This window comes from Streptomyces sp. NBC_00510, from assembly GCA_036013505.1.
Lineage (GTDB): Bacteria > Actinomycetota > Actinomycetes > Streptomycetales > Streptomycetaceae > Actinacidiphila.
The window spans coordinates 519,834-532,409 of sequence record CP107851.1; the positions used below are offsets into that span (position 1 = coordinate 519,834).

A 12,576-nucleotide genomic window follows, 5' to 3' on the forward strand; every position below is an offset into this window, starting at 1 on the left:
AGGACGTCACCAGTCCGAGTTGGTCGCCCCCAGACTCAGCAGGACCTGGTCGAAGGCGTTGCCGTCATTGTCATCGGTGTACGACATCGAGAGTGTGCCGAACGGCGAGGAAGCCAGCGAGAGCTGCTCCTGCCGACCGGTCGTGACCTGGCTGACGGACTGGGCCGGCAACCGGCCGGCGAAGGTGCCGTCGGGGTTGAGGCCCCGGGCCCAGACCGCTGGATCGGTGCCGGCGACGCTCCAGCCGACCACGGCGTCGCGCTGGTCGTCGATGCCGACGGTGGGGTTGCCCGCTCCGGCTCCGCTGGAGACCTCGACCTCGGCCGAGCCGGCGGTGCCGGTCGCGGTGAACGATCGGGCCCAGACGCCACGGGTCCCGGTGTGGTCGGACTCCCACGCCACAACGAAGTCGCCGTTGAAGTCGGCGGACACGGCCGGGCGCTGCTGCTGCCCGTCGCCGAGGCTGTTGGCACTGCGGCGGCTGAGTGTGACCGCTCCGTTCGCCTTGGCCAGCTTCACCAGACCGATCTGGTAGACGCCGTTGTTGTCGGTGTCCTCGTCCCAGACGACGACGGCGTCGCCCGAGGCGGAGGTCGCGACGTCGGGGTTGTGGTGCGCGCCGCCGGCCGCGTTGACCGTCACCTCGTAGGCCTTGGTCGTGGTCCCGGTGAACCCGGCTGCCTTCACCGTCGCCGCCGCTGTGCCCTGGATGTCCTCCCACACGACGGAGAACGCGACCGCCGTGGTGCTGTTGGGCGCGCCGTCCGGATCGACCGCGACGCGCGGATGGATCTGCTGGCCGTCGGCGCTCGCGTTGGCCTGGCCGGAGCCGAGGAGCGCGCCGGCCGGGGAGAGCACACGGTAGGTGATGTTGTAGAACCCGTTGCCGTCCGGGTCCTCCGCCCACACGACGACGGCGTTGCCCCGGTCGTCGAGTCCCACGTCGGGTTGCAGATGCCGCCAGGCCATGCCCGCGGTCCCGCCAGCCGAGAGCTTCTTCTCGTAGGCCGAGACGCCGTTGCGGTACATCCGCACCCACACGTCGCTGTGCGCGTTGTCGCCCGGGCTGGTCGAGTCGCGGTCGTCCTCCCACACCACCGCGACGTCGCCGAGGCGGTTGGCCGTGATCGATGGGGTGTCCTGGTCACCGGCGGAGTCGCTGTTCGCGGCCGCCCAGGACGAGGGACCCGCCGCCGAGGCGGGGCCGACCATGGCGAGGACGGCGACCAGGCCGGCGACGGCTGCGCCGAGTACGGAGAGCTTACGCATCGGCCAACCCCGGCTTTCCCTCGTGGATGACAAAGGTCCGAGCGGTGGTCGCCGGCGCGCCGTGTTCGGTCACCGTCGCCACCGACCGGAAGTCGGCTGTGAGCTGCGACGGCGTGATGTGCGTACGGACGTAGCCGCGCCGATTGGAGTAGAAGCGCAGATGCGGGTTGAGCGATCCGTTGGGGATCGCCGTGGTGGCGCTTCCGTTGCCGGTGCTGGTGATGGAGGTGCAGACGAGTTCGGAGCCGATCGTCGCCGACGACGGATTGGCGTAGTCGGCCTTGAGGTCGTTGCCCCACGACGCGTGCACGTCACCGGTGAGGACGACCGGGTTGCGTACGCCGCGGTCGATGATGCCCTGCTGGATCCGCGCCCGGCTGCCCCGGTACCCGTCCCAGGCATCCATGTTCATCGCACCCGCCGAGTTGACGTTGCGGGCGAAGAAGACCTGCTGGCCTATAAGGTCCCAGGTGCTCAGATGCTGGCCCATTCCGTCGAGCAACCATGCCTCCTGGGCCGCGCCGGTGATCGAACGGGCCGGCAGATCGGCGTCGGCGCAGACCTTCGTCCCGTCGCCACAGGCCTGGTCGTCGCGGAACTGGCGGGTGTCGAGCATGTGGAACGTGGCCAGGGTGCCCCAGCGGACCCGGCGGTAGAGCTGGATGCCGTTGCCGGAGGGGGTCGCGGCGGCCCGCAGCGGCATGTTCTCGAAGTAGGCCTGGTACGCGGCGGTGCGACGCGCGGTCCACTGGGCCGCCGTCAACACGGGGCTGCTGTCGGCGCGCACCATGTTCGCGTAGTTGTTCTCCACCTCGTGGTCGTCCGGCACGACCAGCCACGGCGCGATCGCGTGCGCGGCCTGCAGGTCGGGGTCGCTGCGGTAGAGCGCATAGCGGCGGCGGTAGTCGGCCAGCGACACGATCTCGCTGCCGAGGTGCTGGCGCACGGCGCCGGCGGTGGCGCCGCCCTCGTAGATGTAGTCGCCCAGGTGCAGGATCAGGTCGGGGCGGTCGTCGGCCATGCGTCGGTAGGCGGTGTAGTAGCCCTGCTCGTAGTGGGCGCACGAGGCAAAGGCCATCGTGAAGTCTCGCCCGACCGTGTTCGGAGCCGGCGCGGTGCGGGTCCGGCCCACCGGGGAGACGAATCCCTGGGCCCGGAACCGGTAGTAGTACTCCGAGTCCGGGGCGAGTCCACCGGCCAGCACGTGCACCGCGTGGGCCTGTGCGTAGCGCGCGGTGGACGTACCGGAGCTGACGAGGGTGGTGAAGTTCGGGTTGGTCGACACCTGCCAGTCGACGGCGACGTCGGCGTTGGGCATGCCGCCCTGACCGTCCGCGTTGGTCGGTGTGGGAGCCAGACGCGTCCAGAGAACCACGCTGTTGTCGTCCGGTTCGCCGGAGGCGACACCGAGCGTGAAGGGGAAGGGAGCGGAGGCGGCGGCCGACGGCTGGGCCATCGCCCCGAGCTGGAGCGCTGCGACGCTCGCGGTGGTGAGCCCGCCTAGGATGAAGATGCGGCGACTGAGGTTGCTCATGGCCGCAGATGCTCGCGGGCGCAGGTGAACTTCCCGCCCTGCGATGAGGACGGTCAAGTGACATGACCACACCGCGAGTTGGTGGGTTTTTGTACGGTTATCGCGGGTGCTGGAGCTGGAACTCAGCCGCTGACCAGCCGTTGCGGTTCAGCCGCACTGTTCACATCCTCGGCGCCCGTTAACCACCCGTCCAAAGACGGCCCTGACACGCAACCCGTCCTTCATCTGCTGACATGCCTCGACCCACCAGCAGCACGTCCTAATCGCCGTCGCGATCAATACGGATCACCGCAATCCTGGGTACTTCCCCGACGTTGAGCTGCCCGCCCGCGTGACCGCGACGACCGATCCGGCCACCGCGCTGGGCGGTGCGGACTTCCTCGTGATCTCGATCCCCGCGCAGTCGCTACGGGCCAGTCTCGCCTCTTGGGCGCCGCGCATCGGGTCCGACACGGTGATCGTGTCGTTGATGAAGGGCATCGAGCGGGGCAGCGGCCTGCGGGCGAGTCAGGTCATCACCGAGGTGACCGGCGTGAGCGCGGACCGGGTCGTGGTACTCGCGGGCCCGAACCTCGCTCCCGAGATCATGGCTGGACAGCCCGCTGCCGCCACCATCACCTGCCCCGACGAGGACGCCGCCCGCCGCTTCCAGCAGGCGTGCCACGGCCCCTCCTTCCCGCCCTACACCAGTACCGACGTGATCGGTTGCGAGCTAGGGGGCGCGGTGAAGAACGTCATCGGCCTCGCGGCCGGCATCGTCTCGGGCATGGGCTTGGGCGACAACGCTGTGGCCATGCTCATCACCCGCGGGCTCGCCGAGACCATCCGGCTGGCTACGGCTATGGGCGCCCACCCGGCCACCCTGGCCGGTATGGCGGGCACGGGTGACCTGGTGGCCACCTACGCCTCCCCCCTGTCCCGTAACCGCACTTTCGGCACCCACCTCGGGCGGGGCCTCAGTGTGGAACAGGCAGCGGCCGCCACTCGACAGACCACCGAGGGCGTCAAGTCTGCCGAAGCGGTCCTCGCCCTGGCTCATACCCACGGCGTCGAGATGCCGATCTCGGAAATCATCTACGACCTGCTCAACGAGAAGGTCACCCTCGACGAGGCTGCCGCCGCACTGATGCAGCGACCGCTCAAGCCCGAGCTCTGACTTCCACGGAATCGTGCGCGCTCTGAACATCTGCCTTGTAAGCCTGGTGGTCAGGGTTGTCGAGGGTGTGCAGGTCAGAGCGGCTTTGAAGAGACCCCAGCTCAGCCAGTCATCGCGACTGCGGCCCCCCGTCGTTGACCGTGGCTGACCGCCTGATGTGGCACGGCTGTGGCACGGAACAAGTCCTGCGCGACCGGCAGGGAGGATGGCTTCTTCGTCTTCCTGAGCTGGGCCAGCATCCGCGAACAATGTGGTCGCCCTTTGCACACGACTGCCTCTACGCTCGCCGAAGCGGGATCGCGCGGTCCCGTAGGTTGCGGCGCCGTGGCAGAGCGGTCGATTGCGATCGTCGTCGGGGAGGTCCCTCCTACGACGATCAAGTGCGGGTCCGGGCGGCCCTTACCCTACCCAGCCCGCGGGTTCGAATCCCGCCGGCGCCGCACCCGACCGTTCCCATCGGCACGAGCCGACAGCGTCAGGCCCGAGACAGCCGTATGTTCGGCGTGGTTGCTGATCCCTGACTTGTAAGTTCGGGCCAGGCTCCGTACGGACTGCCCGAAAGCCTCTGCACGGTAGGCCTCTGGTCGGTTCTCGGCCGTCCCGCTCTGCTGTCATCCGCTGGCGTTGATGTCAGCCGTGGATGTCAGAACCCTTCTGATCCGTAGCCCTGGCCACATCGGTCAGCGGTGGTCGTATCGGTCACTCTCAGGCCCCGGAGAGACGCTATCGGGCCGGATCGGTTGCTGGGGTTGCGGCACGGCACTGCTGTACTGCCTCCAGTTTGGAGCCCCCATGGAGCGTCCGAAGGAGGCCATCTCGCTCCGGAGCGCCTCCTGGTGTTCGGCGCTCAGCGTGATGGATGACTCCGCCATGTCCAGGAGAACGAGAGACGTGACCAGCAAGCCGCGCCACAGGCCTTGCAGCACCTCACTGTTGGTCCGAGAGTAGGCGTCGTACAGACCCTCCACGAACGCCCGGAACTCCGGCAGATCTACGTCACAGCCGCCTAGTCGGTCGTTTTCGATCAAGCCGCTCGGCAGTTCCAGATACTCCGCTGCGCTATGTGTAAGGGAGAAGTAGAGCCGACCACTGTGGTAGCCCGCGTCCCATAGTGTCTCGTCGTCCAGTGCGTAGGGGTAGCTCAACGCCAACATCCCATTTTCGCATCGATAGCTTTGACCATGGTGTTTGTCGTCACTCCCCCGTGATCTCCGTCCGCTGGCATCCGCCGGTGAACTGAGATGTTCAAAGCCGTCGATGTCAGGCACAGATGTCGGCCCCGGGCACCTGGTTCCGGACAGTGAACACCCTGCCAGGTCCATGCTGACCTGCGCGATGGGTCGTAAGCCCTTCTCCCCTGCTGAAGGTCGCCAGCAGCGCGGCAAGCAACCCAACCACCATCGCGGCGAACAGCCGCGGCTTCCTCCAGCCTGGTCCGGAAGCCTGGCGATTCAACTCCCACATGAACATCAGACCGCCGCTCAGGCCCAACGCATCCCGCAGCAGGCTCCAGCTCGCCGAGGGCCTCCACGCCGGCGTAGCCGGCGCCGACGAAGACGAAGGTCAGGGCGGCCTCGCAAGCCCGATCCCCGCGATGCGAACTATGTGCATGGCGGTCGCTGAGGTCTCCTGGCCCGGCCAGGATGGCAGTAGCGGGCAAGGAAGGTTATCGACGGCCGTCGCGGTTGCTGTACTTCGTTGCTGTACGGGACCGTGAAGTTCAGACGCAACTGATGATGCGAAGTATTTAGCGCCGGCACTCGGGCGGCGCGCCGGGCCCGCTACTCGTGGCCGCTGGCATCACCGACAGATGTCCCGCCGTCGTTCCTGGTAGCGCGGACCCGGTCGACCACAATTCCGCCGAGTGCAACAAGGAAGCAGGCCGCGCCTACTCCGAGCCCCAACCGCAGCAGCAGCGGCCGACCACCGCTCAGCGCGCGGGCTCCGAACCAGATCGCTCCGGCTGTGAGCCCCAGACCTGGCAACCACCATCTATCGCCTTGGACTTCCGCCATCGCGCTCTCCTCGACCTTGTGCACGGTGATCGCATTATGGATCACCGCGACTTGTCTCGCTACGGGCACGCGCTGGCCAGGACCTTGCGACGCCCGCTTTAGGAGCGAGGTGGGCGATCACCGGCCTGATCTGTGGTTCCTTGCCCTGGGCGGAGTCCGACGCCACGTCCTCCTGCACACCCCGGTTCCCTGTGAGTCCCCGTCCGTTCTGGCACGGATGTGGCACGGCAGCGGATCAGATGGTTTCCAGCACCGCGGCGGGGAGTGACTCGTCCAAAATTCGCTTGCGGGACAAAGAGAGGCCGAAGCGCCGCTGGATTGCCTCCAGTGCGGTGCGGTGTACGTCGCGACGGGGCAAGGTCTCGTCAGGTAGGCCGGCAACGCTGAGCATCTCCTCCATGGAGGAGGCCACCTCCGGGTCCCCGGCGACACCGTCGTAGCCCCACGAACTGTCCAGATGAAGGTTGAAGGCGCACATCGGGCGCACATCGTGGAAGTAGGCGAACGTCGGCGGTACTGGCTTGCCGTTCTCCTCTTCGTACTCAAGAGTGAACAGATGGACGCCGCCGCGTGCGACTGGAGCGACGTTGCCGAACTCCGCCTGCCAGGCTCCATATTTGACTACAAATGAGAACTCCTCACTCTCGCTGTAACGCAGGCCGATAGTGTCGAAGACGCTCCTCCCGTATGCGTCCTCCAGCACCTCTCCCAGTTGTGTGCCCGTGAGGTCCCCCAGGTTACGTGCGGTGCGCTGAGGCCCCAACACGGTCGCGGTGAGGCGCGAAACCAGTTCTTCGGCTCCGAGACCGCGGGCCAATGTCACGCTGTAGCCCCCGAAGGCGATGGACTGGGGTGCGGCAAGCCACGCTATTCCATCGGTCATAGTGACCATCGTGGCGCATCGCGACAGGTGCAGCGTCCCTAAGGCCATCTCCGTCTCTATGCCGAATCGGCGCTCCTGCTGGATCAGCCTCACCTGGGTGGCTGGGTCACCTTGCCCTCGTCCCTACCCGAATCCGGGCAACTGATTCCCCGGTGACTTCCGCTCGCCCGGCGTCAAGGTTGGCGTAGCGGCTTTGCACGGGAGCTGCCATGGGGCGAGAGATCGGGGCCCGTACGCTGGCCGCGATCGGCTTGGATATCCGCTTGATGCAGGCGGTCCTCAACGACCTCGGTCAGCGAGCTGTTGAAGGACGCCCCGTGGAGGCCGGCCAGGAACGGGACGACGTCGCAAGCATGCCTGTCGCGCTCAGGCCCGTCGACTACCGCTGGTACAAGGCGTTCTTCGGCGCCGCGATCGGCTACTACCGCAAGCCGCCCTTCCCCTTCCTCCAAGTCGTCTGGCCAAACCGCGACGGAGCCTGCCCCTGGCAGCCCGGTGGGGAAGACCTCATGAATCTCCAACTCATGCTGGAACTACACCCCGATAAACACCCCGACGGGGTATGGACGCAGGACCTGTAAACGTCTTTTCCTACGCGATCTCATTCACGGCGTCTCCACCAGGATCTACAACACCGTTGGGCCCGGGTCCTGAACGTGACGCCCGTGGTCGGTGTGTAGAGGCTTTGGGCGGGAGCTGGCATGGGGCGAGGGACATCTCATGTCGTTGCAGGTCAAGTTTGAGCGTCAGGCTGCCGGGGTTGGCGAGGTGGCGAAGGCTCGGTTGGGGCACCGTCAGTTCTGGACCTAGCCCGTTGGTCCACGGCGTAGGTCTGCGAACCCGCACGCAGGTTGGCCTGCGCCCTGCGGTAGGCGCGGCGGCTGGGCACCTCTGCCTGGGTGTTCTGCGCATCACGGCGGGCGGTCAGCGCGGCGAGCGCCTCACGAGCCTCCCCGAGGGGCCAGTCCGGCAGGTCGATCTCCCGGTGCTGCCGTGCGGCCGTCTGGATCTCCAGGTAGGCGTTGGCGGAGGCTGCCGCCTGCCCTGCCCGCTGCGGCGCGTTGACCGTGGTGAGTACCGCGCCCAGGCCTGCCGAGACCAGGGCGAGGATGCCGGCGGGAGTGCCGCCTGTGGACTCCACCAGCGCGGTCGTTCCCGCGACTGCCGCGAGCAGAGTAGCCGGAACGCCCAGCAGCCAGTGCAGGGCCCTCCAACGCTTGGCCTCCTCGAACTGCGTCTGGGCGCTGTACATCGCGCTCTCCTCCAGCCGCCGGAACTCCGCTTCGAACGCGCGCCGGTGGACGTCGCCACCGGCGGTCATGTCCGTACCTGAGGGGGGAACTGGTTGGGCGTCAGCGGTGTCCACCTGTCCACGGTATCCGCCGGACCGCATCCTCCGGAGCCCGTACGCCAAGGCTTATTCGGGGAGTTCGGCGTCGTACGCGGCGAGCGCCGTGTGCGCGGGATGGTGCCGGTGCAGACCGTCGATCATCTCGTGCCAACGGGTGCTCCCGATGAGCTCGTTGGCGTGCAGCGAAGCCCGGAGTTCCGCGAGCGGGACTCGGTCGAGGAAGGGCAGGGCGAGCGGCGGGGCGTCCAGACCGATGTCGAACTGCCCGTCCGGGACGGGCACGGTGAGGAAGCCGTTCCAGCCGGAACCGGCCCGGTCCAGCACCATCCAGTACCGGGCGGGAACGCCCGCCCCGGCGGTTCCCCGGACGGGGTTCATCCGCACCGGGTAACAGAGTGGCCCATCCTGCGCTACGGATCTGACGGGTGCGGTCCCGTCGTCGTCGATCGCCAGCTCGACGTCCACCATGCCGTCCCGTGTCACCGCCACCTCGGCGGTCAGCGGTCGTTCGCGCAGGGTGACCACCCGCTCGTCCTCGTCCTCCAGCTCCCCCGAGGAGGCGAGCAGGACGAACTCGGAGTCGAGACGCACCGTCAGGGACAGATCCACGAAGACGGTCGCGGGGCCGGTCAGTCGGGTGCCGGCCAGCCGGGCACCGTGACGGAGTGCTGGGTCAGCACCGAGCCGTTCGGCCAGCGCGGCGAGCGCCGACCTGGTGGAGGCCGGCAGGCGCGCCAGGTCCGCCGTGAGCAGCCCGGTGAGCAGGGCGGCCGCCTCACGCCCGAACCAGAGGCCGCCCCGGTCGCCGCGCAGTCCGGCTTCGAGTACCGACAGCGGACCGGCGAGCGAGGTGGCGGCCGGCGTGAACCAGTGGCGCAGCTCACGCGCCTCCGGCGCCCTCACGACGCCTTTCGCGGACGAGGGCGGCGTACCAACGGGATGGAGCAGCGCGGCGACGGAGTGCGCGGCGGCCTCGACCCGGTTCCATGGCAGACAGTGGAAGAGGGCCGCGGGAGCCGCGGTCTCCCGGTCGAGGCGGTGCAGCAGGAGGTAGCGCAGTTCCAGACTCTCCGCCCGCAGCTGTGCCACGGTCCGGGGATCGGCCGGGACGGCGGTCCAGGACTCCTCAAGTCTCGCGACCAGACCCACGCCGTCCTCCGTGACGGGCAGCGGCCTGCCGAAGTCGTCCAGTTCGACCACCAGGGAGCCGTCCGGGGCCCGCAGGGCGAGCGCCGGGACGGGTGCTCCGTTCCGGCCGACGGTCACGCTCGTCCGTGCCCAGGCGGCGGTACTGAACCGGCTCATCTCCCGAGCGTCGGCCCGCTCGTTGCCGTCGTTGATCCGTCCCAGGGACACGGGAGCACCTGGCGCACCCGGTTCCAGGCGAGCGATCCAGCTGCTCAGCGGGCGGTGCACGGCCATCACGTCCTCCTCCTGGGCCGTGCCCATCATGCGCCAGGCCCGGTGATCCGGGCGAGGAGCTCGACAACGACCGGGCCGTAGGCGCGGAGCGATTCGGCGGGGAGGGTGTGCGGCCCGCCCGGAAGACAGGTGTCGGCCTGCGCCCGCAGACGCTGCCAGGCCGCCTCCCCGCGCTCGTCCAGCCGCGCCACGAGGTCCGCAGGAAGGGTTTTGGCCCAAGCCCGCACCGCGCTGTCGTCCAGGCCGTGTTCTTCCTCCGCGCCGCTGTCCGGGCGGGGCCTATTCTGCCGCCGGACTGCGCGGTCATCGCCGGGCTGCTGCCAGCGCAGCAGGAACTTCAGGGCGCGCAGCAGCAGTTCCGCGCAGGTCTCAGGGCTTTCCGACGCACCGGCGGGGACGAGTTGGCGGGGCCCCCCGCCTCGATGGGGTAGGTCCCCGAGCGCCCGCCCGAGTGGGTCCACGACGACCTGGTGCAGCGGGTCGTATAGCAGGGTGTTGACGGTGAGGTCGCGCTGCCGGCTGTCCTGGTCCAGGTCCGTACCGGTGGCGGGGTAGGGCAGCCCTCGCAGACCGAGGCCCCGGTAGTCCAGGACGTGGCTGTCGCGTTGCGGCGTGAGGACGGAGCAGACCAGGCTGTCGGGGCTGAACCGCCGGGGGCACTCGGCGCTGGATCCGTCCCGTTCGAGGACGTCATCGGCGAGGTCGCAGAAGGCACCGGCCGGGGCGGTCCCCGTGGCGTCCAGGTCGCCGACCTCGTCTGGGCGGAAACCCGATAGCAGGTCGCGTGGGGCGCCCCCGACCAGCCAGAAGCCGTGCCCGGACGTGGCGAACCGGTCGATGAGGGGCGCGAGGAACCGGGGGCCGCGCCCGCCGTGAATCAGCTCGTCGAAGGCCTCGGTCAGGCCGGGAACGAGGTCGTCGGCGTGGTGGACCCGGCCCCGCGCGCCGTGGTGGACCCGGTCCCGCTCCAGTTGTGCGTAAGGGTGGAGGCCGACCCGCTCCAGCGCCGGGTGCCGGGCGGGATCGGTGCTGCGCGATGGCGGCCCGCTGTGTTCGTCGCCTTCGAGCAGCAGCCGGTCGTCGGCGGAGGTCGGCACGGCCTGGGCCGCGCAGCCGAAGCCGATGACCCGCCTGCCGTCGAGTACGTCCCCGGTCATGATCGGACCGTCGGCGGCCCGCACGGCAGCGCCCATCCGTGTCGAGGCCCCCGGATTGGTGTCGGCGCCGTCGGCCGACCACGCGTCGCCAGCCCGACTCGGCGGGACCTCCGGTTCGGTGCCCACCCGGGGGCCGGCAGCTCCGGGACCGGTCATCCGGCGGCCAGTCCGGCCCATCGCGCCTCCCCGTTCTCCATGCGCATGATCAAAGGCACGGACACGGACTTCCACACGGAGTAGACCGACCCGTAGTAGTCGCTGTCCCGGTCCGGCTTCAGGCCCAGTATGGCGATGTCGTGCAGCTGCTCCGGGGTGCAGGTGATGTCCTGCTTCGGCTCGTCCACGCACGTGGTGAGGCCTGGATACATGAGCCCCTGGGGTCCGTTCTCGCCGGGGTGGGCGCGGATAGCCGTCAGGATCTCCGACGGCGCCTCCGTCCGCCGGACCCACTGCAGTACCCCCTCTCCGCAGCCGGCACAGAGCCGGACCAGTGCCTCGGTGTCGTCGTCGTCGGCTGCTCGCTCGATGCGGCGGGCTAGCCGGACCATCGCCGCGGGCAGCGTCTTTCCGTGGTCGTCGACCGTTGTCACTGCCGCGGCAGATGGTTGGGGCCGGGCGGCGGGTGCCCCCGCGGCGGCGCTCTCCGCGGGAGTGAAGACGAAGGTGGACACACCGTCCGCCAGTACGAGTTCCCTGGCGCCGGAGGTGAGGCTCAGGGTGCCGGTGGGAAGACTCATGCCGTCGGCGACATGAGCGTCGCCGCGCAGACGCGCGACTCGCCCGTCCGCCCCGAAAGCCAGCCCGAGCAGGCCGGATCCGAGGTACGTCCACTTCCCGTCGCGTACGTGGTAGGTGACGGACCGGCCGGGGTACCGGGCCTGGCAGCTCTCGATGCCCGTGTAAGTGACGGTCAGTCCCGCCCCCGCCCAGGAGGCCGAGGTGATCGAGCGCTGGTCCCCGATCAGCGCCCGGCGGAACGCGGTGTCGCTGGGCAGCAGGCGCTTCGGCCGGCCGGACGCGCCGGAGTGCTCGAAAAGCGTGGAGACCGTCCAACAGGCCCCGCCGCTGTCCGCGCTGCCCCAGGCGACGCCCTTTCCGTCCGGTGCCCGCCAGGCCTGGGTGAGAGTGGACGGCTGCTTCGCCGACAAGAGCGGGCGGACTCGTCCGCGCCGGTCGACGGCGTCTAGGGTGCCCTGGCCACGGAAGACGCCCGGGCCCTCGGGCAGCGGGGTGAACAGGGTGACGTCCTCGGCCCCTCCAGTGACGAGGCGGGCGTACGGTCCCTTGGTCCGGCTCAGTGCGATCCGCCGCGGATCGCCCGTGGCCGGGAACACCAGCAGCGCGCTGCCGTCGCTCGCGAGACTGACGGCGTCCGCGCCAAGGAAGCCGGCTCCGCTACAGGGGCACGCGTGGGAGACCTTCTTGCCAGTGGTGACGTCGAGGACGTGCAGCCGTCCGGTGGTGTCCTCCCTCTGCGGGTCCGTCCAGACCAGCCGGCGGCCGTCCGGGGACCAGCTGAGCCGGTCGGGCACCTGTGCTCCGGTACGGTCCGCCTGCCAGGTACGGCCGGCGGCGTCGGCCACCATCACCGCCTGTTGCTTCGGCCGGACGAAGGCGAGAACGGGCCGCTGACGGTCCGCCGCCGAAGAAGAAGGACCGGCGCCCCGGGCACCCGGGGCCTTGTCGTCGTCGGGGGCCGCCGAGCACGCGGCGGTGGCGACCAGAGCGCTCGACAGGAGGAGGGCCGCCAGGGCGCGGACGCGTAAAGGCATGGGTAGGGGAGTCATGC

9 protein-coding genes, 1 tRNA gene and 1 pseudogene are annotated in these 12,576 nt (G+C 69.3%); 3 read left to right on the top strand and 8 right to left on the bottom strand.

The features are described from left to right. Positions 1-6: 6 nt before the first annotated feature. A complete protein-coding gene (locus tag OG937_02515) occupies positions 7-1,269 on the bottom strand; it encodes a hypothetical protein (protein WUD70635.1) in 1,263 nt (420 codons plus the stop codon). Continuing rightward, positions 1,262-2,803 carry an alkaline phosphatase D family protein gene (locus tag OG937_02520; protein ID WUD70636.1) on the bottom strand — a complete coding sequence of 514 codons (1,542 nt, stop codon included), beginning with the start codon at positions 2,801-2,803 and terminating at the stop codon, positions 1,262-1,264. Before OG937_02520 ends, OG937_02515 begins: the two co-directional genes overlap by 8 nt. A gap of 262 nt (positions 2,804-3,065) precedes the next feature. Here OG937_02520 and OG937_02525 point away from each other — a divergent pair. Continuing rightward, a pseudogene (locus tag OG937_02525) lies at positions 3,066-3,959 on the top strand (NAD(P)-dependent glycerol-3-phosphate dehydrogenase). Positions 3,960-4,277: 318 nt separating this feature from the next. Next, a tRNA-OTHER gene (locus tag OG937_02530) sits at positions 4,278-4,399 on the top strand. Positions 4,400-4,639: 240 nt separating this feature from the next. Here OG937_02530 and OG937_02535 read toward each other — a convergent pair. Both OG937_02535 and OG937_02540 read right to left on the bottom strand, forming a co-directional pair. Then, on the bottom strand, positions 4,640-5,104 hold the full coding sequence (locus OG937_02535) for a DUF6086 family protein (GenBank protein ID WUD70637.1): 465 nt from the start codon (positions 5,102-5,104) through the stop codon (positions 4,640-4,642). Between the two features lie 1,105 nt (positions 5,105-6,209). Beyond that, the gene (locus OG937_02540) at positions 6,210-6,950 is read right to left on the bottom strand and encodes a hypothetical protein (protein WUD70638.1); all 741 of its coding nucleotides are present in this window, start codon (positions 6,948-6,950) and stop codon (positions 6,210-6,212) included. Between the two features lie 116 nt (positions 6,951-7,066). Between OG937_02540 and OG937_02545 the strand changes: the two genes are divergently transcribed. Further along, on the top strand, positions 7,067-7,438 hold the full coding sequence (locus OG937_02545) for a DUF4262 domain-containing protein (protein WUD70639.1): 372 nt from the start codon (positions 7,067-7,069) through the stop codon (positions 7,436-7,438). Positions 7,439-7,590: 152 nt separating this feature from the next. On the opposite strand, the gene OG937_02550 is transcribed toward OG937_02545, so the two are convergent. The 4 genes from OG937_02550 to OG937_02565 all read right to left on the bottom strand — a co-directional run bounded on the left by OG937_02550 (position 7,591) and on the right by OG937_02565 (position 12,559). Beyond that, on the bottom strand, positions 7,591-8,178 hold the full coding sequence (locus OG937_02550) for an SLATT domain-containing protein (GenBank protein ID WUD70640.1): 588 nt from the start codon (positions 8,176-8,178) through the stop codon (positions 7,591-7,593). Between the two features lie 96 nt (positions 8,179-8,274). After that, on the bottom strand, positions 8,275-9,564 hold the full coding sequence (locus OG937_02555) for a hypothetical protein (protein ID WUD70641.1): 1,290 nt from the start codon (positions 9,562-9,564) through the stop codon (positions 8,275-8,277). A 92-nt stretch (positions 9,565-9,656) separates the two neighbouring features. Then, the gene (locus OG937_02560; GenBank protein ID WUD70642.1) at positions 9,657-10,787 is read right to left on the bottom strand and encodes a hypothetical protein; all 1,131 of its coding nucleotides are present in this window, start codon (positions 10,785-10,787) and stop codon (positions 9,657-9,659) included. A gap of 152 nt (positions 10,788-10,939) precedes the next feature. Then, entirely contained in the window at positions 10,940-12,559 is a 1,620-nt protein-coding gene (locus OG937_02565) for a hypothetical protein (protein WUD70643.1), read from the bottom strand. Positions 12,560-12,576: the final 17 nt, after the last annotated feature.

Coding starts and splice junctions, on each gene's coding strand:
- OG937_02515 (WUD70635.1), bottom strand. CDS start 1,269: ATGCGTAAGCTCTCCGTACTCGGCGCAGCCGTCGCCGGCCTGGTCGCC.
- OG937_02520 (WUD70636.1), bottom strand. CDS start 2,803: ATGAGCAACCTCAGTCGCCGCATCTTCATCCTAGGCGGGCTCACCACC.
- OG937_02545 (WUD70639.1), top strand. CDS start 7,067: ATGGGGCGAGAGATCGGGGCCCGTACGCTGGCCGCGATCGGCTTGGAT.
- OG937_02550 (WUD70640.1), bottom strand. CDS start 8,178: ATGACCGCCGGTGGCGACGTCCACCGGCGCGCGTTCGAAGCGGAGTTC.
- OG937_02560 (WUD70642.1), bottom strand. CDS start 10,787: ATGACCGGGGACGTACTCGACGGCAGGCGGGTCATCGGCTTCGGCTGC.
- OG937_02565 (WUD70643.1), bottom strand. CDS start 12,559: ATGCCTTTACGCGTCCGCGCCCTGGCGGCCCTCCTCCTGTCGAGCGCT.